Source organism: Streptomyces sp. NPDC002958 (assembly GCF_055563255.1).
In genome coordinates this window covers 1-20,418 of sequence record NZ_JBVHDS010000038.1, presented here as the reverse complement: position 1 = coordinate 20,418, position 20,418 = coordinate 1, and the positions used below count along the sequence as shown (strand labels likewise).

Annotated in this window: 19 protein-coding genes and 6 pseudogenes; 9 read left to right on the top strand and 16 right to left on the bottom strand. The window is 68.2% G+C overall.

Features of this window, described 5'->3' with window-relative positions; genetic code table 11:
• Positions 1-143: 143 nt before the first annotated feature.
• Positions 144-749 (bottom strand): 2OG-Fe dioxygenase family protein, encoded by a 606-nt coding sequence (locus tag ACZ3IC_RS32395; protein ID WP_467422064.1) that lies wholly within the window; start codon positions 747-749, stop codon positions 144-146.
• 16 nt (positions 750-765) lie between these two features.
• Between ACZ3IC_RS32395 and ACZ3IC_RS32390 the strand changes: the two genes are divergently transcribed.
• The 3 genes and pseudogenes from ACZ3IC_RS32390 to ACZ3IC_RS32380 all read left to right on the top strand — a co-directional run.
• Positions 766-1,152, top strand: a complete 387-nt coding sequence (locus ACZ3IC_RS32390; protein ID WP_467422070.1) for a pyridoxal-dependent decarboxylase — start codon at positions 766-768, stop codon at positions 1,150-1,152.
• An 81-nt stretch (positions 1,153-1,233) separates the two neighbouring features.
• Positions 1,234-1,392 carry a hypothetical protein gene (locus tag ACZ3IC_RS32385; protein ID WP_467422063.1) on the top strand — a complete coding sequence of 53 codons (159 nt, stop codon included), beginning with the start codon at positions 1,234-1,236 and terminating at the stop codon, positions 1,390-1,392.
• A gap of 97 nt (positions 1,393-1,489) precedes the next feature.
• Positions 1,490-1,812: pseudogene (locus ACZ3IC_RS32380) on the top strand (IS21 family transposase); the annotation flags it as partial.
• 138 nt (positions 1,813-1,950) lie between these two features.
• Here ACZ3IC_RS32380 and ACZ3IC_RS32375 read toward each other — a convergent pair.
• The gene (locus tag ACZ3IC_RS32375) at positions 1,951-2,403 is read right to left on the bottom strand and encodes a DUF5707 domain-containing protein (protein WP_467422061.1); all 453 of its coding nucleotides are present in this window, start codon (positions 2,401-2,403) and stop codon (positions 1,951-1,953) included.
• Between the two features lie 460 nt (positions 2,404-2,863).
• Between ACZ3IC_RS32375 and ACZ3IC_RS32370 the strand changes: the two are divergent.
• The 3 genes and pseudogenes from ACZ3IC_RS32370 to ACZ3IC_RS32360 all read left to right on the top strand — a co-directional run.
• Positions 2,864-3,019 (top strand): annotated as a pseudogene (locus ACZ3IC_RS32370) (IS3-like element IS1206 family transposase); the annotation flags it as partial.
• A 233-nt stretch (positions 3,020-3,252) separates the two neighbouring features.
• Positions 3,253-3,807 carry a DUF2243 domain-containing protein gene (locus ACZ3IC_RS32365; protein WP_467422060.1) on the top strand — a complete coding sequence of 185 codons (555 nt, stop codon included), beginning with the start codon at positions 3,253-3,255 and terminating at the stop codon, positions 3,805-3,807.
• A gap of 11 nt (positions 3,808-3,818) precedes the next feature.
• Positions 3,819-4,655, top strand: a complete 837-nt coding sequence (locus ACZ3IC_RS32360) for a cytochrome c oxidase assembly protein (RefSeq protein WP_467422059.1) — start codon at positions 3,819-3,821, stop codon at positions 4,653-4,655.
• Positions 4,656-5,181: 526 nt separating this feature from the next.
• Here the strand turns inward: ACZ3IC_RS32360 and ACZ3IC_RS32355 are convergent.
• From ACZ3IC_RS32355 to ACZ3IC_RS32305, 11 genes are all read right to left on the bottom strand, one after another.
• A complete protein-coding gene (locus tag ACZ3IC_RS32355; RefSeq protein ID WP_467422057.1) occupies positions 5,182-5,463 on the bottom strand; it encodes a hypothetical protein in 282 nt (93 codons plus the stop codon).
• Positions 5,464-5,512: 49 nt separating this feature from the next.
• On the bottom strand, positions 5,513-6,478 hold the full coding sequence (locus ACZ3IC_RS32350) for a terpene synthase family protein (protein ID WP_467422055.1): 966 nt from the start codon (positions 6,476-6,478) through the stop codon (positions 5,513-5,515).
• On the bottom strand, positions 6,475-7,854 hold the full coding sequence (locus tag ACZ3IC_RS32345) for a cytochrome P450 (protein ID WP_467422054.1): 1,380 nt from the start codon (positions 7,852-7,854) through the stop codon (positions 6,475-6,477). Before ACZ3IC_RS32345 ends, ACZ3IC_RS32350 begins: the two co-directional genes overlap by 4 nt.
• Entirely contained in the window at positions 7,851-9,449 is a 1,599-nt protein-coding gene (locus tag ACZ3IC_RS32340; RefSeq protein ID WP_467422052.1) for a labda-7,13-dienyl diphosphate synthase, read from the bottom strand. The genes ACZ3IC_RS32345 and ACZ3IC_RS32340 overlap by 4 nt, the downstream gene beginning before the upstream one ends.
• 46 nt (positions 9,450-9,495) lie before the next feature.
• Entirely contained in the window at positions 9,496-10,575 is a 1,080-nt protein-coding gene (locus ACZ3IC_RS32335) for a polyprenyl synthetase family protein (RefSeq protein ID WP_467422050.1), read from the bottom strand.
• Positions 10,576-10,745: 170 nt separating this feature from the next.
• Complete coding sequence (locus ACZ3IC_RS32330; RefSeq protein ID WP_467422049.1) at positions 10,746-12,032, bottom strand: cytochrome P450 family protein; 1,287 nt, start codon at positions 12,030-12,032, stop codon at positions 10,746-10,748.
• A complete protein-coding gene (locus ACZ3IC_RS32325; protein WP_467422048.1) occupies positions 12,029-12,649 on the bottom strand; it encodes a GTP-binding protein in 621 nt (206 codons plus the stop codon). Before ACZ3IC_RS32325 ends, ACZ3IC_RS32330 begins: the two co-directional genes overlap by 4 nt.
• Positions 12,621-13,004, bottom strand: a complete 384-nt coding sequence (locus ACZ3IC_RS32320) for a DUF742 domain-containing protein (RefSeq protein ID WP_467422045.1) — start codon at positions 13,002-13,004, stop codon at positions 12,621-12,623. Before ACZ3IC_RS32320 ends, ACZ3IC_RS32325 begins: the two co-directional genes overlap by 29 nt.
• Positions 13,001-13,432, bottom strand: coding sequence for a roadblock/LC7 domain-containing protein (locus tag ACZ3IC_RS32315; RefSeq protein WP_467422044.1), 432 nt, complete (start codon positions 13,430-13,432; stop codon positions 13,001-13,003). Before ACZ3IC_RS32315 ends, ACZ3IC_RS32320 begins: the two co-directional genes overlap by 4 nt.
• Positions 13,433-13,443: 11 nt before the next feature.
• Positions 13,444-14,838, bottom strand: coding sequence for an ATP-binding protein (locus ACZ3IC_RS32310; protein WP_467422041.1), 1,395 nt, complete (start codon positions 14,836-14,838; stop codon positions 13,444-13,446).
• Positions 14,839-15,321: 483 nt separating this feature from the next.
• Positions 15,322-16,047, bottom strand: a complete 726-nt coding sequence (locus tag ACZ3IC_RS32305; RefSeq protein ID WP_467422040.1) for a recombinase family protein — start codon at positions 16,045-16,047, stop codon at positions 15,322-15,324.
• Positions 16,048-16,148: 101 nt separating this feature from the next.
• Between ACZ3IC_RS32305 and ACZ3IC_RS32300 the strand changes: the two are divergent.
• Positions 16,149-16,391, top strand: a pseudogene (locus tag ACZ3IC_RS32300) (IS30 family transposase); the annotation flags it as partial.
• Positions 16,392-16,462: 71 nt separating this feature from the next.
• Here the strand turns inward: ACZ3IC_RS32300 and ACZ3IC_RS32295 are convergent.
• Positions 16,463-18,028 (bottom strand): hypothetical protein, encoded by a 1,566-nt coding sequence (locus ACZ3IC_RS32295; protein ID WP_467422039.1) that lies wholly within the window; start codon positions 18,026-18,028, stop codon positions 16,463-16,465.
• Positions 18,029-18,491: 463 nt separating this feature from the next.
• Between ACZ3IC_RS32295 and ACZ3IC_RS32290 the strand changes: the two are divergent.
• A pseudogene (locus ACZ3IC_RS32290) lies at positions 18,492-18,779 on the top strand (telomere-associated protein Tap); the annotation flags it as partial.
• A gap of 66 nt (positions 18,780-18,845) precedes the next feature.
• On the opposite strand, the pseudogene ACZ3IC_RS32285 reads toward ACZ3IC_RS32290, so the two are convergent.
• Positions 18,846-19,088, bottom strand: a pseudogene (locus ACZ3IC_RS32285) (dienelactone hydrolase family protein); the annotation flags it as partial.
• A gap of 369 nt (positions 19,089-19,457) precedes the next feature.
• Here ACZ3IC_RS32285 and ACZ3IC_RS32280 point away from each other — a divergent pair.
• Positions 19,458-19,874, top strand: coding sequence for a hypothetical protein (locus ACZ3IC_RS32280; RefSeq protein ID WP_467422038.1), 417 nt, complete (start codon positions 19,458-19,460; stop codon positions 19,872-19,874).
• A 78-nt stretch (positions 19,875-19,952) separates the two neighbouring features.
• Here ACZ3IC_RS32280 and ACZ3IC_RS32275 read toward each other — a convergent pair.
• A pseudogene (locus tag ACZ3IC_RS32275) lies at positions 19,953-20,311 on the bottom strand (transposase); the annotation flags it as partial.
• Between the last annotated feature and the right edge of the window lie 107 nt (positions 20,312-20,418).

Below are 20,418 nucleotides of genomic sequence, written 5' to 3'. Positions count from 1 at the left end.
GCCGGGGCACCGCCGCACGCCTGGCGTCGGCCTCCGGACCCGGAGCGGATCTTGGAGGCCGGCGCCCGCAGACCGGGCCGCACTGCCGGAACGCGGCAGGACCACAGGCTCCGGACGATTGCGCTGCAAACTGATCCTTCACCTCAGACGGGCTCGAACCGTTGCAGGCCCGCGGTGTGCCTGTAGCCCATGATGAGCACGTCGCGCACCGCGGGGTGTCCGGTGTCCTGCGGCCTGATCGGCCGGACCGCGTGCAGGACCTGTTGGTCCGCCCAGTACATGGTGTCCATCTGTTCCGTCAGACAGAACTCGGTGAGGAGCGCCTTGCCCGGACTGTAGACCTGGCACTCGCCACATGCGGCGTTGAGCCGACCCATCAGGTGGATCGCGCCGTAGTCGACCTCGTCGCGGTGCGGCCCCTCCGGCGTCGGCCGACCGATTTCGTCGCAGGTGCCGGTGATCCGGAACTGGTGGCACTGAACGTCACAGGGCTCGTCGAGTCGGCTGTCCTTCACCGGGAAGCGGACGAAGCTGTCGCGGAGCAGGCGGGTCAGCAGCGGGTTGTGCAGGGAGGACCGGCTCAATGGGGCCACATCACGCTGGATGCCGCTGGCGTAGTCGTTCGCACTCGCGGACTGGAAATACGGCCGGTGCGGGCGCAGTCGGATCTCTCCGGTGCGTGGCAGGAAAAAGAAGCGGTCGTAAGCCCGCTCGCGGAAACGGGAGCACGGCGCCGCCGTCGCCCTCACCTCCCGGGGCAGTCACCTGCGCACCGCACTAGGCCAGGCCAACTCCCTCACCATCGACCCCCACAAATGGCTCTTCCAGCCCTGCGAAGCCGGGTGCGTGCTGGTCCGCGACCCTCAACTGCTCAAGAACACCTTCCGCATGGCACGCCACCACCTCGACACCGGCTATATCCACCCGGCCCAGGCGCACGGCGACGAGATCAACCTCGACGACTACGGTCCCCCGGCAGTCCCGCGGCCTGCACGCCCTGAAACTGTCGCTGAAGCCTTCGGCGCCGCCGCGTTCCGCCGCGCCGTCGACCACGGGCTCCAGCTCGCCGACCACGCTGCCGCACGCATCACCGCCCACCGGGAGTTCGACCTGGTCACCCGGCCCAGCCTCGGCATCCTTACCTTCCGTTAACAGGCCCGCCACCACCGACCCCGACACGCTCGACGAGTTCCAGCACGCCGTCAGCCGCGCCGTCGGCGCCCCGGGCAGGCCATGCTGCTGACCACGCGCGTCCAGGGACGCACCGCCCTGCGCATGTGCACCATCAACCCCGCCACCCGCGCCGACATCGACGCCACCCTCGACCTCGTCCTCCAAGCCGGACGTGCCCACGCCCCCGACGGCAACTCACATTCCATGCCCCGGACGTGACATCATTCCGCAGGGCGTTTGCGGCTGGCGGACGGCATCGTCCGCTTCAACGACACCGTCCAGTCAAGGTCATCGACCACGCCTGGGCCCGAGACCGCCAAAACAGCGGTGGGCGCCGAAGGGCTCGACCGCGCACGCGGTGGAGCCGGAGATCCGCGAGCTGCTGGCGGATACTCGCGGATGCCCGCCACGGTGATCGCTCAGCGGATCGGCTGGGAACGGTCCTTGTCGGTGCCGAAACGGCGGGTTGCGGGAACTACGGCCGGTCTATCTGCCGGCGGATCCGGTCTCGCGGACGGCGTATCAGCCCTGGCGAGCCGGTGCAGTGCGGATCTGTGGTTCCCGCCGGCGGACATCCCGCTGGGCTTCGGGCAGACCGCCCGCCCGACGGTGCTGGTGATGGTGTCCGGCTACTCGCGGATCAGTACCGCGCAGATGCAAAGCCGCCCACGTCCCCTTTTTGATCCGGCCAAGGATGCGTCCTCTCCGCGCGAGCGGAGATGAGCCGCTCGGGTGGTCGCGGCAACCGCACCTGCCACGATCACATGCGCGTTTGGGTCACATACCAGTGAAGTCGGCCGCCTTGGTGTCCAGTGTTGTGGTGCCGTCTTCGGCGCCGGCCAGGACGGCGATGTGCCAGACACCGCGTGGGCACGCCTTGGTGTCGGCGCGGGTGACGGTGACCGCGTAGGTGCAGCGCACGGTGTCCTCACCGAAGGGCTTGCAGACGGCCGACTCCACGGCGGCCATGTCCTTGGTGGTCAGCCCCTGCTCGGCGAAGGGCGAGTTCGCCGGCCAGGCCAGGACCTTCACGTCTTTGACGCCAGAGGACGCCGTGACGTCAGTGGTGAAGGTCAACGAGCCATTGCGGTCGCCGTCGGGGGCAGCGTAGCGGGCAGTGCTGTGCGTCAGAGAGGGAGGCTGCACCCCGGCGTAGGCAAGAGCGAAGGCCCCGGCACCTCCGAGGACGACGACACCGGCGGCCACGGACACAACCATACGTCGGGGCATGACAGGTTCCCCGTGATCGTCTCAGCTGGATCAAACCGGCGCTCTCGGCTACGCCGCTGCACCGATACTCGCTGCCCAAGGTGCACCGGGCATGAGCACACGCACTCAACCCAGCCTGAGTAAAGCGCGGTCGGGCAGGCCGGCTGTGGGGAACGCGACGAATCCCTTCCCCCGGCGGGGGAAAGGGATTCGTGAGCGAGCGCTGGGCAGGCCTTGCACCTGCATTTCCCCGCAGGAAGCGGGGCGTCTTTCCTTGGACCACCAACGCAGCGTCATTCGCCGTGAGTTGCGGCGAACTTGCAAGATCAACTATAGCGCATGCGGCCGTCGGTCGGCCCCGCCCATCACAAAGACGGTTGAGCGGCAGAATCGCGCGATGCGCGCGCTCGGTGCCAAGACGTCGCGGGGTTCTTCTCGCAGTTCCCGAAGCCGGCCCGACGCCTCGCCGCGGCCGATCGGCCTCGCCGCGGCCGATCGGCCGCGCGGCAGCCTCGCCGGAGCCTTGCCGCACACCGATCACGGTGCCCAGTACACGAGCCGGGCATTCGCCGACGCCTGCCGCAGGGCCGGCGTCCGCCAGAGCATGAGCGCGGTCGGCTCCAGCGCGGACAACGCCGCACGCGGCCTTGGCGGTGCCGCCCGGGTTCGGCCGGAGCGCCCGCGAAGCTCACGGGCCGCGGCCGGGATCGGATGCTCGGCACCGCCCACAAGCACGACCCGAGCGCGCCGTTCCTCGAATGGCGGTGTCATCCGGCTGAAAGGACGCCCGTTCGTGATGGGCGGATCAGGGCGGGAAGACATATTGGTTCAGGCTCACGTATCCGAAGGACAGATCAGACGGGACAGGCGATGGCCACCACCACCGGTCAGACACGAGAGGGCACGCTGCCCAGGAGCATCCAGTTGCCGGGAATCGTGCTGGGGGTGGGGCTCGGCGGACTCGTCGATGGCATCCTGCTCCACCAGCTCCTCCAGTGGCACCACATGCTCACCAGCACCAACCACGACCGCATCGGCGTGAAGTACTACCCCGCGAACACGGTCTCCGGTCTGGAGATGAACACCGTGTGGGACGGCACATTCCACACCATCTGCTGGGTCGCAGTCATCCTGGGCCTGGGCATCCTGTACTCCCGGGTCACTCACCAGCGCCGCCGGGTATGGACCTCCCACGTGCTGTGGGGGTGGATCCTGGTCGGGTGGGGCCTGTTCAACATCGTCGAGGGTCTCCTGGACCATCAGCTCCTCGGCATCCACCACGTCCACGGCGGTCCCCACCAGATCTGGTGGGACATGGGCTTCCTGCTCCTGGGCCTCCTCCTGCTCATCGGCGGCTACCTGCTCCAGCGCAGCGGCCGGCCCTTCGACCCCGACGCCTCCGAGCGGCCCGCCCGGCACGCCTGATGGACATCGACATGCATCACCACATGCACGACCACGGCGCAGGTAGCGGTCTGGGGGAGACGCTGCTGCCCCCAGCCGCAGTCATCCTGCTCGCCGCAGCCTACCTTCTCCTCGCAGGCCGGGCCCGGCACCGCAATCCCGTCCAGGGCTGGGGACGCCGGCGGACGGCGAGTTTCCTGACCGGATGCGCCCTGCTCGCCGGAGCACTGCTGCCACCGCTGGCCCCCTTCGCCCACGGCGACTTCCGCGGGCACATGGCCCAGCACATGCTCATCGGTATGTACGCCCCCCTGGCCCTGGTGCTCGGCACGCCGGTCACTCTGCTGCTGCGCACCCTGCCCGCCGCCCACGCCCGCGCGCTGATGGGCGTTCTGCGCAGCCGCCAGGCCAGAGCGCTCGCCCACCCCGTCACCGCCCTGGTCCTGAGCACCGGCACTCTTGCGCTCCTGTACTTCACCCCGCTGTACAACGCGACCATGAACCAGCCCGTACTGCACTGGCTGATGCACGCCCACTTCCTCTTGTCCGGCTGCCTGTTCGCCTGGGTCATCGCCGGCCCCGACCTCGCCCCGATCCGGCCCGGCGTCCTCACCCGGCTCGTCATCCTCGGGATCGCCGTCGCGGCGCATGCCACGATCTCCCAGCTGATCTACGGCGGCTTCCTCATCAACGTTCACGCACCCATCGACCAGGTCCAAGGCGGCGCGGAGATCATGTACTACGGCGGCGACACCGCCGAACTCCTCCTCGCCGCAGCCCTCGTCACCACTTGGCGGCCCGCCCGCCACCGGCGCCAGGGTGCTGATCGGCTGGTGCCCAGTGGCGTGGTCAGGACAGTCGCCGGCTGACCCGGCCCGTCGCTCCGGTCCCACGGGCGTCGCTGGTCACCCGGCTCCTGGTATCGGCCTGCCCGGTGACATCTAACCCTGCGCGCGTGCCATCGAACCTTGACGGACGCGAGTTCGTGGCAGCGAAGATTGAGCGACACGGGGCGCCGGACGGTGCCGACATGCGTAGAAGCCCGCAAGCCAGCCAATGCGGGGCCGGGCCCGCCTGCCCTGTGGGTGCACGGTCCGGGGCCTGGCGCCAAAGGCGTCCCCGACCCTCCTGCGCGGTGGGCAACGCGCGCCCGTGCGTTCTCCGGCCGCGTCCTGGGGCCCCGCCTCGTCGGCTGCCGCGGCTGACAACACGGCCACGCACACCGAGATTGTCGAGAAAGTTCGCGCTCCGCGGGCGTGAGCATCTTGGGCTGCTTGCCGGGTAAGGGGCGACGCTCTGCTGTCGACCACCATGGGCCGACGAGATCCACTTCTCCAACGCTCGTACTCGGGTCACCATCCCCGATCCCGGGTCGGGGATGGTGCTCAACTGTCCTCAGTCGGCCATGAACAGCGTGAACGCGCGCACGACGCGCTTGCCGCGCTCGGCATACTCGTCGACGGCAAACTCCACGGCGTCGTCCGGAAACGCGTGACCGAGGTCGGCTGCTGCTGGCCGCGGATCCGTCAGGCGAGGTCCCTGGGGTGGGGGCGTTGCCGGTTGGCCCGTACAGCGGCGCAGCCGCCGGTTTTTTTGGTGGGCGGTCACCAGCTCGCGCCAGATGGCGCAAGTCACCGTGACCGTTGCACCGCAGTGTCGGCTTCCCGGCACCGTCACCGGGTTCCTCGGCCCGAACGGCGACGGCTTCTCAGTGCCTAGGGTGTGGCTAACGCTTGTAGCGGGCGTGCCCTATGTGCCACACGTAGGAGGCTGCGACGGCTTCCATGGCGCGAGCGTGATCCGCGAGGGCGTTCTTGCCATTGACGGTGAGTTCGGTGATTCGAAGGCGTGCGGTGGAGGCTTGGTCTTCACACATGCGGGAGGCCAGGCCAAACGCCCCTTCGAGGTCGCACCCGCGGTGCCGGATCAGCAGCGCTGGCAGGCTCAGAGGAGTCTGGCCACCGCGATCTGTCTCCTTCGCGTACGAGGCAAGGTCGTTGATCCACCCGGCAAGGTCGGCAACGGCCTTCTCCAGGTCCCGCACTGCTGCCGAGGCTCGCTGATCCTCGGTGAGTTCGTACCTGAGCGCGACTTCCGCGGTCACCATGACGGTCCGGACGAAGACTGTGTGTGGGCGCATCGCGCAATAGTCGCTCAGGGTGACCTGGTCGAGTCTGTCGAGGTGATGGGCCTCCCAGAGGATGCCGAAGAGGTTGTCCCGCAGGTGCGCGGTGAGCCGTAGGTACTGCGTGGGCGTGGCCCGTTCCCAAAACCGGTGCAGGAGGTCCCGCAGGGCGGCGATGCAGGCGTCGTCATCGCCCGCCGGCTCGTCGTGCCCGGCCAGCAGACGGACACAGTGACTGATGCGGCGGACCAGACGGGCGGTGTCACGGCCTCCTTCGGCTTCGCCGTGTACGTCGTCGAACGCGGTGAGCCACAAAAACAGATCGGCGCAGAGGAACACGCCGTCCCGGTCCGCCGTGGGCAGGACACGCGCCACCCCCTGGGCCGTGATGTTGCAGAGGGCCTTCGCCTCGACGGGTGAACCGATCAAGGGGAAGGTCCGGAGCCAGTGGGCGGTCTGCTCCTCGATGGCGTCGGCATACGGGCTGGTGGCGAAGGGGCCGGGGAAAGAGCCTCGGAGGTCGGGCATCGGCAGGGTACGCACGTCCGAGCTGCGGGTGTGGCTCATGCGGCTGTCCCCGCGACGGCCCGCTGCCTGGTTTCGGCGACCATACGGGGGTCCGACGGATGCACGGTGAGCAGCCCGATCGGCTCCACGGTGGCGCCGGGAACGGGCCGCAGCCGCCAGCGGGACGCGATGAACGCCGTGATGACGATCGCCTCCGTCCAGGCGAACGCGTCGCCGATGCACATGCGTTTTCCTGACCCGAAGGGGATGAAGGCTCCTCTCGGTGGCTGGGGGCGTTCCGGCAGCCAGCGGTCGGGGTCGAAGCGCAGCGGATCGGGGTACAGGACCGGGTCCCGGTGCAGCGCGTAGGGACTCCACAACACCTGCTCACCCGCCGGCAGTCTGGCCTCCCCGAGGCGCACGGGCTCGGTGGCCTGCCGGGTCACCAGCCAGCCGGCGTGGTGCAGGCGCAGGGTCTCACTGACCAGTCTGCGGGTGAAGGCGAGTTGGGGGACGTGCTCGGCGGTGATCGGGCCCTTTCCGACCACGGAGTCGACCTCCTCGTGCAGCCTGCGCTCCAGCTCGGGGTCGCGGCCCAGCTCGTGGAACAGCCAGGCCAGCATGACTCCCGTCGTCTCGGAGCCCGCGGCCAGCAGCCCGATGATCTCCGACAGGATCTCGTTGTCGGGCAGTGGCGCCCCGGTTTCGTCCCGGGCCTCCAGGAGCAGCGTCACGAGGTCGTCGTGGGCGTCGGGGTCCGCCCGGCGCTCCGCGATGATGTCCGCCACCTCGCTGCGCAGCAGGCTGCGGGCGGCCTTGAGCCGCCGGTTGCTGCGGGTGGGCAGCCGTTCCAGCGAGGACACGGGTACCATGGTGCGCCAGATGGCGGCCGTGAAGACCGTGTCGACGGCGTCGAGGATCGCGCGCGCCCGCTCTTGCTCCGCGCGGAAGGAGCACAGCACTGACATGGCCACATCCTGGGCCATGAGCCCCATTTCGGTCTTCAGGTCGAGCAGATCCCCCTCACGCCAGCCCGTGATGGACGGCTCCACCGTTTCCCGCATCGTGTTGACGTACCCGCTGACCTGCTCACGGTGGAAGGCGGGCTGGAGCAGGCGGCGCCGCCGCAGGTGCGGCGCCCCTTCCGCGACCGGCAGGGCCGACTGACCGAAAAGCTTGAGCTTCTCGCCCAGCAACCCCTTGGAGAAGGAGCCGGACTTGCCGGTGAGCATCTCGTGGATCAGCTCATGCGAGTTGACCACGGTCACCTTCTTGGGGCCGACCGATATACGGACGATCGGCCCGTATGTGCGCAGGCGTTCGACGAACTCCAGGCGGTCTTTGATCAGGGGTACAACGTGTCCGATGAGCGGCAGCCGCCCCGGAGCGGTCGGCGGAACATCTATGTCGGCAGCCACATCTATGTCGGGAGTCACGCGTCCGTCCTTTCCACATCTGCTTCTGTACATGCGGCTGCGCGACGTGTCCGCAGCAACTCCCGCGCAGCGAGCACCTCCGCTTCGATCACTGCGGTGGGCGCATACAGGGTCTTGTCGTGCCACAGGGCGGGGTGCTGGTGGCTGGGGCGCGAGGCGGCGTGCAGGTATGTCTCGGCGAGGTCCAGGGCCCGAGTGCGCTGCGGCTGCGGGGCGGGGGTGGCGGCGCTCAGCAGTATTTTGACGGCGTATGCGGTCTCTTCGACGGTGCTGCCCCACACGCCCCAGGAGCCGTCGGCGCGCTGAGTGTCAGTGGTCCATGCGGCAGCCGCCTGGACGGCCCTGGACGCGTGGTGGCCGCCGTACTGTGCGAGCGCGGTGACGCTTCGCGCGGTGGCGTAGTAGGGGGAGGCATGCCACTTGTCAATCCAGTGTCCTTCGGATTGCTGCTGGTCAATCAGCCAGTCGCACAGCTTCGCCGCTCGGGGGCCGTATGTATGCTCTGCCGTCGGGCAGCGCCGCAGGTAGCTCACCAGGGCCTGGAGGGCGTGGGCGTTCGCGGTGACCGATCCGGTGTCCTCGCCGATGTAGCAGTCGTAGTGGCTGCCGTTGTGGAACAGGTCCAGCGGTGCCGGGTCGTACGGCAGGCCGACGAGCGAGGAAACCAGCACCGCCATGGCGGTGTCGTCGGCATCGATCATGAGGCCGGGCGCACCGCGCACGCCTTGAGGATCGTAGATCTCCTCGGCCCACCCGCGGACAGTGGGAAGAGCGGCAGCGGGCAGGTGGGCGCGCGCCAGCGCGGCGGCGACCCATAGCCGTTCGACCACGCGGAGGGGCGCGGCCTCGGGGAAGAGACCGCCGTAGCGCTGCGCCACTGCTGCGAGGTCGGCGACGGCCTGAGCAGTAGTGGCAGGTGACCGCGTTGCCCGCGCCGCGGTGGCGGCCGGCGAGCTGCCCAGCAGGCCTTCGACGTCAGGGACGAGAGACGGCGGTATGTAGCTGTCTATGCCTTCGAACGTGTGGTGAAACTTGACGGGCAGGCTGCCCGCCGACTCGTACCGCCTGGCCACGCCAGCAGGTGCCGCCTCGTCAAAGCCGCCCGGAACCGGCAGCCGGGGACCACCGAAACCGGGCAGGTCCTCGCCGGTGGTCAAGGAGCCCAACTCTTCGTTGATCTTGGCTACCAGGCTGGGTACGAGTATTTCTGCTGCAGCCGTGTCCGGCCACGGGCCCACCGGTGGCAGAGCGCGCAGTACGGCGATGCCCTTGTTCACCGCGGCCGTGAGCCGACCGGTGACCTCCGCGGACGTGGTGCCCCTTCGCAGGACAGTCAGTGCGGCCTCCACTCCGCTGAGTGTCGGCAGGAGCCGGTACGGCAGCGGTCCCTCCCCCCAACTGCCGTCGGGCGCCTGCTGTTCCAGCAGGTACGTGATCCGCCGTGGCTCCTCGGGCAGCCACGGCGCCGCCGACAGGACACGGGCCGTCTCGTACAGGGAAGGACCGACGCTTCCCCATCTGTCCTGGTCGGCCCCGGCCACCAGGCTGGTGGCTCGTTCGGCGTAGGACGTGCCGATGGGCGTGCTGATGCTCATGGGGCGACTTCCTCTTCGGGTTCTGATGAAGGTGTGCGGCGGTGCCTTATGTCTGCCTGGCCGTTGCGTCCCGGGCGAGCCGGCGCAGGGAGGCTGTGGCACTTCCCGGGAAGGGAGCGTTGTCCAGGGCGGCGAGGGCGGCTGCCCGTCGCGTGGTGATCATTTCCTCCACGGTCTGCCGGGCACCGGTGGAGTTCAGGATCGTGCGAACCGCGGCGGCGTGTTCCTCGTTGAGGTCGCTTCGGCCGACGAGATCGCGCAGTGTTTTCAGTTCGGCCGTGGAGGCTCGCTGGACCGCGAGCGCCATCAGGACGGTGGCCTTGCCCTCGCGCAGGTCGTCCAGTATTGGTTTGCCTGTCCTGGCGGGGTCACCGAAGACCCCGAGCAGGTCGTCCCGCAGCTGAAACGCTTCTCCTAGCGGTATGCCGAAGGCGGTGCAGGCATCGAGCACGGGCGGGGTCGCTCCGGCCACTGCCGCCCCTATGTGCAGGGGCCGTTCTATGGTGTATTTAGCCGTCTTGTATCGAATGACGTGCAGTGCCGTATCCACGTCGCCGGCAAGGCGGCCGGTGGTCTGCAAGTCCAGGAGCTGGCCGTACATGACCTCGCTCCGCATTTCGGCCACCAGGGGCAGCACCTGTGCCAGCCGCCCCGGGCTGAGATCCGCTGTGCGCAGGAGTTCATCGGACCACACCAAAGCCAGGTCTCCGAGGAGGACGGCCGCGCCCAGACCGTGCGCCTGGGCCCTGCTGCCCGGGCCGCCGCTGTCGGTATACGCGGTGGCCAGCGCACGGTGGGCGGACGGCCGGCCGCGGCGGATGTCGCTGTCATCCATCACGTCGTCGTGTACCAGGGCAAAGGCTTGGAAAAGTTCGAGGCTGGCGGCAGCGCGAACGGCAGCAGTCATGTCGCCTGTTGCTCCGGCGGCTTGCCATCCGTACAGGCACAGCAGGGACCGCAGCCGCTTTCCGCCGGTCAGGAGTCCGCGCAGGGCGGTGGTCAGGTAGAGCAGCTCGATTCCTGGCGCGGCACGTTCCTTGGTGTCCAGGAATCCGGTCAGAGCCGCGCCCACCTTCTGTCGCAGGGAAGAAAGGTCGGGCAGTTCCGTGGGAAGGGTTTGTTTCACCGGCGGTTGATCCTCTTTCGTTCGCGAACCGTCGTCGCGGTTCCGTTCTTGCAGAGGACGGGTCAACGACCCGCGTCTTTTTCCTAGGGTTGTCGCGGTGGTGCCGACCGGCTCCCGGGCGGCACCACCGCGACACGACGATCGACGGCAGGTGATACGGCTTCTACGCCTCAGTCCTGCCTGACGTCGGGACCAATGGCGTGTCCCCGCTCGGGGCGCAAGGGACTCCGGCTCCAGGGGGTGGCCCCGTCGGCGTCGGGCGTCAGCGGGGTGAACCGGGCCGGGAGCGCGGTGAGCGTCCGGTGCACAGCCCCAGGGCGGTAGGTCAACTTGTCGGCGGGAACGTCCAGTTCGATGTCCGGCAAATAGGTCAGCAGCCTCTCGATGGCAGCGGTGGCGATCAGCATGGCGACGTCACGGGCGGGACACGCATGGGGCCCTGCAGCAAAGGCCAGGTGCGCCTTTTGCCCAGAGCGATAGCCGTCCGCCGGCACGCCCGAGTGGGGGCAGGTGTTGGCGGCGGCGTAGGACACCATGACGGGCGAGCCTGCGGGGATGCGAGCGCCGTGGAAGGTCACGTCCTTCTTGGGGAAGTGGATGCTGAAGTTGGCCAACGGCGCGTCGTGCCACAGCGCGTCATCGATGGCGTGCTGGATGGGCAGGCTCCCGGTGGTCAGGGTGCCGAAATAGCGGTCGTCGTTGAGCATGCGGACGAGTGTGTTGGCGATGAGGTTGCCCAGTGGCTCGTTCCCGGCCCCCAGGGTGATGAGGATCTGGTGGACGGCCTCTTCCTGGCTCAGCCCATTGGGATGATCGATGAACCAGGAGGTCAAATCGTGGCCGCGCTGTGCCGCCTTGGTCCCGTAGAGGGTTTCGAGGTAGGCGGCGAACGACCTCCCGCCCGCTGCCTGTTTCTCCGGATCGCTGTCCATCATCGCCCCGAGCGCCCATATAAGCCGCGGGCCCTCCTCGTCCGGCATACCGAACAGAGCATTGAAGACCATCAGGGGCAACTGCTGCGCGTACTGGCGGACGAGGTCGACCGTCCCGGTATCAGCGAATTCCTGAAGCAGCGCGTCGGCATAGCGGAACGTCAGGACACGTACATCATGGGGGTCCAGAAGACCGAAGCTGTCCGTGATCACACGTCGCAGGTGCGCGTGCGCCTCGCCGTCGGCGAAGAACAGACTCGGCCGCCACTCCACCAGGGGCCGGAGCGGGCTGTCCGCCGGCACCTGCGGCAGCCAGCTCCGGGTGTCCTTGGTCCACGTGTCGGTGTCCTGGAGAAGGTCGAGGGCGGCCCGGTAGTCGGTGACCAGATGGACCACGACACCAGGGGCCACCTCGGCTGCACCGACCGGTCCCTGCAGGCGCAGCAGTTCATAGCTGCGCCGCGGGTTCGCGGCGTGTTCGGCCCCATGCAGGGACACGGGTGCTTCGGCTGGTGTGAGCGTCACGAGGCTTCGACTCCGGCAACGGCTATGGAATGGGCGGTCAGTTGGATCAGGGCGCGCAGGCCGCTGTTCTTCTCTCGTGCGTCACAGGTGACCAGTGGTGTCTCCGGGGCGAGGTCGAGCTTCGAACGGATGAGCGATAGATCGTACTTGGGTGAGTCAGGGAAGACATTGACAGCGACGGCGTATGGCAAACCGCGCTCCTCGATGAGTTCCATCACCTCCCAGGAGTCTTTGAGCCGCCGGGTGTCGACCAGTACGAGGGCACCGAGTGCTCCGAGCGCGATGCCTTCCCACAGAGGAAGGAAGCGGCGCTGCCCGGGAGTTCCGTACAGGTACAGAACGTATTTGTCGCCCGGCAGGGTCAGACGGCCGAAGTCGATGGCGACCGTGGTGGTGGTTTTGTCACGCAGGACATCGTGGCTGAGGTCATCGGTAGCGACCGCCGCGTTCGTCATGACCTCGTCGGTGTGCAGTGTCGGAATCTGCGACAGCGACTTGACCACAGTCGTTTTGCCGATACCGAGCGGGCCGGCAACGAGGATCTTGATCCTTCGGTGTTCTCCCTCAGGCAGGTAGACGGGAGGCGAGCTAGGCGGCAAGGAGGGCGTGGAGTCCACTCAGAACCTCTTCCAGGACTTCTTTCGACGGTCGGCCATCGTTCGACGCGCGCAGAGCGTCCGGAATCGGGACGCTGGCTTTTAACTGACCGTCACTGACAAGTTGTTCGGCGAGCACCAGAGTCACGCTGACCGGAAGGCCGAGATAGCCGGCCAGTTCGACGACGGTGAGAGAACCGTCGGTAAGCAGCTCGACCACGCGCTGGTGCACCGCTGTGTGGTACCTGGCGAGGGGCAGACCACTGGCACGCAGAGCGGCCAGCGAATCGAGGGTGCCCGAGAGGCCGGCTCCTGGGCTGGTTCCGGTCGCAAGGTAGGCGGGAAGCAACCGTCGCTGTTCCTGGCCGCGGCTCATGACGCCCCGTCGCTGGTACGGGCGGGGACGGACATGATCTGTTCTCCGAGTTTCATTGCCTGGCGGGCCATGGTGGCCGCGACCACCCCCATGGGCATGTCCTCATCGCCCGCTGCCGCGATCAGGGTGTTGGTTCCCTCGCCGACCGGCATGACCATGTAGATACCCCGGTCGTTGTGTGAGGTGACGGTCTTGAGTGGAGTGCTTGGAGAGGCTCCCAAAACGGCGTTGGTGGCGGCGCGAGAAGCGGAGTGCAGCGCGGCAGTCATCGCACCGATGCCGTCTGCCTCGTCCTTGGTGAGATCCTCGGAGATGGCCTGGACCATCCCGTCGAGAGTCATGGTCAGGGCGTGCCGGACACCACGGATTTCGGTGATGGGCTTCAGGACCCAGGCGGACGGGCCGGTCTCTTCGCGGGCTTCAGGCATGGTCACAGTGTTTACTCCGAATCGGTGACGGACCGGCTGCTGGTGAGGCCACTTTGGAAATCGCTCCAGATGGCACCGGTGTTTTCCGGGTCCAAGGGACGGGGCGCTGCTGCGGCGGCGTCATCACGGGTGGCAGTCGCCGAGAAACGGCGGCGGCGCTGCGGCAGCGCGGCCGCGCCGGTCGGCGCGGGCGAGTGCGCGGGCGAGTCGGCAGTGGCGGGCCGCTTGTGGGCCTGGGGCGCCACGGCAGGTTGGGGAGCCATGACCGACGGAGGTGTGGCGTTTTCGTCGATCGAAGTCAGCAAGTTCTCGGGAACGGACACCACAGCGCGCACCCCGCCATAGGGAGAGGAAGTGTCGATGGAGACATGGAGGCCGTAATCGGCGACGAGTCGGCCGATCGCGGCGAAGCCCATGGACGGCGGGTCGCCGAGCTCGAGGAGCATCACCTCCTGCTGTTCACCCGATATCAGACTTCGGCCGCGGGCGAGCGCTTCTGAGGTCATGCCCTTGCCGGCGTCGTCGATCGTGATGCACACACTGCCGTTGCCGGTCTGGATCAAGCCGACGTCCACCATGAGGTCGTCACGGGAGTGCTCCAGCGCGTTGGCCATCAGCTCGGCGCAGACCACAGCAACAGGCTCGGCCGCGCGCCCGACCACGCCGATGTTGGAAAGACCCAGCCGGGAAACGATGTTGATGCGGTCGAAGCCGCGCAGTCGGGAGGAGGCGCCACTGACGACCTCGCTCACGTAGGTGTCCTTGCGGACGTGACCCGGCCAGCCTCCGCACACGATGGCGGATCTCTGCGTGAGGCGCAGGTTCTGCTCATTGATGTGGTCGGACTCAAGCAGGCTCTGCGTCAGACGGGGCGGCGCGCTGAACTCGTGCTGTAGACCCACAATATTCGTCTGCAACCGGTAGGAAAGGGCCTGGGACTCCTGAGTTGCGCCCCGCAGAGCAGCCCGAGCAGCGGCGTCGATGCGGCGCCGCTCCTTGAGGACGATGCCGGAAACAACTTCGGGCAGGGCATCGAGAAGCTGCGCAGCCTCGGACCCCGCGAGGTTCTTGTGCAGCAGTCCCGGGACGGGGTGATGAGAGCTGATCAGGTGCAGTGCGAGAGCGGGAAGCCGATCGGAGACGAGATGACGCACTTCGTCGACAAGCTCCGCCTCGTGGGCATTGAGTTCCTGCGTGCGGGACTCTGCGGCCTGCCTGTTCTGCACCTCGGTTCGGGCGCGGCCCTCGGCGACCTGCGCACGGGAATTGGCAGCCTGCGCCTGCGCGGACAACTCTCTGCCCAGTCGTACGTGTTTGCGGCGCGAGCGTGCCAGGAGCAGCGCCCAGACTGCTAGGAGGAGAGACAAGACACCGAGGGCAAGGGCGATTTTTGAGGACAAGGTCACGGAGGGTGGTCCTAGTAGTCGGTCGAGCCTTCGAAGAACCGCGCAGCGGTTCACTCCCCTGTAGGGGTGGTGAGTGCGGCCTCCGGAGAACTGGCGGACAGGAGAAGCAATGTGGCAAGTGCGTAGTGCGTGGACCGTTCGTGCAGCGAAGAAGTGCCACCGCAGACAAACGACTGCCAGGCCGAGAAGGGGCCCGGTGAATCGCCCGAGCCGGCCAAGGCTCCAGCGCCGCGATCCCCGCGGCAGCGTCGGCCGTTCGGTCAGCCCTCGCGCAACTCCCGGCCTCGGAAACGGTCCCAGGACGGAGCCCGCTGAGAACGCAAATGAACAAGTCTATCAGAGCTCCGTTGAGGACTGCGAACGCCGGCTACATCGGGTACTTCCCGCCTTCGCACGCAGTCGACTCGCGGCCTTGCCACTTCCTAAAACGTGGTCAGCTTACTGGAGTTGATCTGTACACGCGGCGTTGGTGGGCCCGGGCAGTCAGGAACCGGACGATCTTTGTTTGCTGAGTTCTCGCTGATCGCACGGCGTAGGCAACGGCACTCTCCGGCAGCTCGCCGAGCGCACCCTCCGGTGGTCTCGGTGCGCAACGCGGCGGCGGTCAAGCGCCGAAGACCAGGGTGAGTGGGGCGAGTTCGATAAGGAACCCGGCGCCCGCGCTGTAGATGCGTAGCGAGTCGGGCAATCGCGCTCGCCGACGCAAGGGAGGTCCAAGAGCCCCTGACCAATCCGCAATGCGCCGGGAACCCTCTCGCTCCGGGTCTGGTTCGTGGTGTCACGCAGGAGTTTGACCAGGGCCTGGGTGGTGGGTATGCCGGAGGCGGCGGCGCCCGCGGAGAGCAGGCGCTGGATGTCGGTGCGCGTCAGCCAGTGCGTGGTCCGCATTTTGCGCACGGGCACGGCCACCGTGTCCGTGCGAGGCGTGCCCGGCTTCCCGAGCCGAACGCCACCCGTACCGACGACGCGGGGAAAGTCAACCGTACAGATCGCCGAGTGCCTCATCTCGAGCACGGCGAAGATCACCCGCTGGTGCAAAACGGCTTTGTTGATGGTGCGGGCGACGTCCACCGCCTTGACGAACTCGGGACGGACCCTGACCCGGGTGCTGATCTTCTCCGAGAAGTTCGGGTCACAGCCCGCCTCTTGAAGGGCGTCGACCTGGCTCTGGAGCTCCTGCTGGACCGTACTGCAACGGGCATACCCCACCCTCGTGGGCTTCGTCGCGGCCTGCGGGACGGCGGCGTTGATCGCTGGGCCCCTCTCCCAGGCCTTGGTTCTAGGAGTCGTTGCAACACCCCAGTTGTGGGATGGACTTCGAGATCCGCAAGGAGCGGAAGGGGCAGGGACGCCGCAAGCTGGTCCGTGAGCGGGAGGAATACTTCCGGCTCATGGGCCAGGGCGTGAGCAGTCTGGAAGCGTGCCGGATCGTCGGGATCAACTCCCGGACCGGCAAGCGATGGCGGAACGGCCGTCATGCGTCCGGCAGCCGGAAGGCGGTGCCCCCTCCGGGACGATCTCCCAGCCCTCTTCCGGAAGACGTGAGGCCAAGTGGCCCGGGCATGACCGGGAGCCTGGCCTCGCGCACGTCTGGTGCGCGGCCAAAGACCGCGCACCAGCTCTTCTACCCGCAGGAGCCCGGGGCCGGCCGGCTCAGTGGGCAGGTGAGAGGGAGGACCCGCTCGGTCAGCCGGCCGGTGAGACGGGTGGTGGTGAGGGCGGGTTCGGTGAGCCAGTCCGCTGCGGTCAGCTGGTCGGCCAGGTGCGGCAGTTCGCCGGAGTCGATGGCGCACCAGGAGGCGAGCCAGTCCAGGTCGATCCCCTGGCCGCCGGGGCCCAGCCGTCCGTCGGCGCAGCTCTGGGTGGCCAGGACCAGGGCGAGCAGCCGGGTACCGGCGGTGGCCTTGGCTTTGCGGAGCTTCTTGTCCGAGACGACTCTCTGGGCCCATCCGCTGATTTTGGGCCGCAGTTTCTTGCCGAACGTGAACGGGCCTGGCTTGTCCTCGTCAGGAACCAAGGAGGGGACAGTGATGGAGGTGGGGTTCTCGGGCCGGGAAGCGAGCAGGTCACCGGGAGTACCGGGAAGGCGCAGCCAGCCGCAGTCGGCCAGCTGCACGACCAGGTCCTCCGGCTCGCTCAGGCCCAGCCCGGTGAGGTCCTGGCCGACGAGGTTGCCCGTGCCGGTGTGCGCGGTGCGCAGAGTCAGCATCACCACCAGCAGGCGAGCCTCCGGACCGGGCAACGGGGCGGTGTCGGTGACGTGGGCCAGGACGGACCGGGCGTGGCCCCACTGGGCGGGGCCGGTCAGCAGGCGGGCCACGGCCGGATCGTTGCTGTCCGGGTCGGTGCTGCTCGGGGTCAGGCCGGTGCGCTGCTGGTGCTGGAGGCGGGCGGCGGTGGCGGCCTGCTCGGCACGCTGGGCGTCCAGTCGCAGGCGGGTGTCGCCGGTGGCCTCGGCCCAGGCCGCGAAGGCGCTCGCCTTGCGGGTGTGGAGGTCGGCCAGGAGCGTCAGGTCGGGCTGGTCGCGCTGTTGGTAGGCGCGGAAGAGGTCACCGAGTTCGATGAGTTCGTCCCGCAGGGCGATGGGTCGCAGATTGTGCGGGATGACGCGCTGGGCGATCTTTACCTGCGGTGGGCGGCGCCGCACGGGTGCGGAGCGGGGAGCCGGCACCCCCGCCCGGGCCGCGACCTGGTGGTCGGAGAACTGCGGCGTGCCCGCGCCCGGGGCTGCGGGGGTCGGGCGTTCAGAGAGCTCGGGCCCGGGGGCCTTAGAGGTGGCCGCGGTTTTCGCTCCGGGTGTGGCGGCCGCGCACCGCGAGCAGCACTCCATGGCCTGCCACCAGCGTCCTTCCCGGTCGGTGACCACGGCCAGGACGACCGGCCCGCCGCACCGCCAGGGTTCGGCACGCGCATGCCGGCCGGTGTCGGGCAGATGGGTATGGCAGCCGTCGGCCCTGCACGCGCAGTATGCCCCGGCCCTGGGGGCGGGGGCGGCGCGCAGGTGAGCCTTGAGGTGGGCGACCGCAGCCGCACGGCCGGCGGCCGCGGACGGCAGACGCTGTTCGGCGCAGGCGGGGCGGCTGCACGAGATGCGCACCGCCGCACTGCCCCGACCGGCGGCGTCCAGACGCACCGTCCACCGGCGCCCCGGCACCCGCTCGTCCAGCTCGCTCCCCGCAGCCTGCGTCATCCCGCTCTTCCTCCCGCGCCGTGTACCTGAGGCCGCCGCCACACTGTCTCCCGTGCCGGACGGTGCGCGGCGGCTCACCCACCGTACGCGGCACAGGGGGGCGGAGACCGGTGAACTCGCCCTTTAGCGTGCGGCGGACTCGCAACTCGCGCAGCGAAGATCCTGCCAGGCCGGTCTATCCGGCGTGGAGCGCAGCCCGCGGAGGAGAAGCAGACCGGGTCTTCGATCATGTACAGGTGCTACTGGTAGACGCCGTCCCATTCCACCGCGTCGTACGGATGGTGATCACGGGCTGTTCGGCGGCCATGCCTCGTGGGGCTGTCGTGATGTAGGGGAAATGGTGGCGGGCGGCGACTGTCCTCGGGTCTGTCCGCTGGCGGGAAGGCCACCGACGGTGAGCCGGCCGGACAGGATGTCCAGCACATCCCGGCAGGTCCCGTCGTCGCGCGGAGGCTTCTTCCCGTCGGCGGCCCGGGTCAATATGCAGCGCAAGTTGCTCAACATGGCGAAGATGACGGGCCTGTATCCGCTGGCCGTGCTGTCCGACTGCGTCGTCCACCCGTGCCCCCGGCCCCTCCCCGCTGGACTTCCTGCCCTGCAGCGCCTCCGGCAAGCCGCAGCCCGGCGGCTTCCGCCTCGGGCCCACGCCGGGCCTGGCCAAGCTGGAGGGCGTCCAGGAGATGTCCTGGGCGGTCGGCCTGATGAGAAGGGCCTCAACCCGGCCCGCCACGTCAAGGGCGGCTACGTGTAGTTTCTCAGGCTCCGTGTCATTTTCTCCGCTGTCATGTCATGACGACGGCAGTCCTGGCGCTCTGGCTCACTCCGTTACGGGCAGGCACTCGGAGAGCGAATCGACGACATCGCGCCAGGCCCGCTGCGCGTGCTGCGGGTGGTGGCCGACGCCGGGGAGCACGGTCTGGTCGACCGGTGGGTGGTGGAAGGCGTGCAGGGCTCCGCCGTAGACCACGAGGCGCCAGTCGACGCCCGCGGCCTGCATCTCGGCGGCGAAGGCGTCCCATTGCTGAGCGGGCATGTTCGGGTCCTCCGATCCGACCCCGGCGCTGGCTCGCCCGGCGTCTCGCCGTGCTCGAACAATTGTCAAGAGTTGTGGGTCGGGTGATGCATGAGGGTGGTGGTGTCTCACTGAGGCTTGATGAAAGCCTTGTGCTCGAGCCTGGCATGCCGGCCCGGAAGGGCTTGCCGACGGGACGCATTGCTTCAGGGGTCCGATGGCGGTGTCTCGTATGCTCAGCCCATGAGAGAGCCTCATCCGGTCGGGCTATCCGGGACGTTTGTCACCAGGGGCGGTGATCGTTGGTACGGGCGGTTCCGGTTGTGGTTTCCTCAAGTGTCGCCGTGGCCTGACCTGTCCAGGACGTTCGTTCGAGTACGTCCGGGATGGCGGTCTTTGGTCGAGGAGACGCTCTCGGTGGTGGCCACCAAGGTGCCCAGGCAGAAAACCTGGCCGGTCCATCTGCTCAACCAGAAGGTCCATGGGAGAGGATGGGGCTTCGACCTGGGCCCACCGGAGGCTGACTACCTCTGCCTGGAGCAGCTGTCGGACATCTGCTACATCGACATACGCCACCTTCACCAACTCATCGACCTCCTGGTACCGGCCATGGAGGACGCGCACTTCTTCGTCTACTCGGCGGGCGACGGCCTCGACCAGTGGGTTGACGAGGCGCGCATCCACGACGGGCGGAGCAGCTCTGCGCGGTGGACCGTCGCGGGCGAGGCGTGGGCCGAGTTCCCTGTGCTGTGCGCGGAGCTCGGCGACAGTCGCGCCGGGGACGAGACCTTTGGTCGTTTCGTCACGTTGATGAGTGATCGGCGAGTCGTTTGATCGGCAGGCGCGAGGGGGCCGCGGGCCGGAGGGTCGGATCTCCAGCCGTTCCAGGCAGAGCTCGGCCGGGCGGTGCGGTCATGCCGCCAGGTCGGCGCGCTCGACCAGGACGCCGTTCTCGAAGCGGGCGCCCGCGCGCACGAGGGACAGGAGGTGGGCCGCGGTGATCGCGCGCCATCGGGCCTGGGCGGGCTCGACCAGTTTGAACACCATGGCCAGGGCCGCAGCCGGGCTGCCGGCCCCGCGGGTGACCTCGGTCCGCAGCTTGACCGTGGAGAACGTCGACTTGATCGGATTCGTGGTCCGCAGATGGATCCAGTGCTCGGCCGGGAAGTCATAGAACGCCAGCAGTTCCTCCTGGTCGTCCTTGATCTTCGCGACGGCCTTGGGCAGTTGGCACCGTAGGTCTTCGCGAACGCCTCGATCGCCTTCTCGGCGTGCGCGCGGTCCTAGTACTGCAACCGCATCTGCCGTGACGGGTGCTGGATTTGCTCGTTGTTCCGACTGTGCGATGAATCGTTGACGGTTGAGCAGGTCGAGTCGT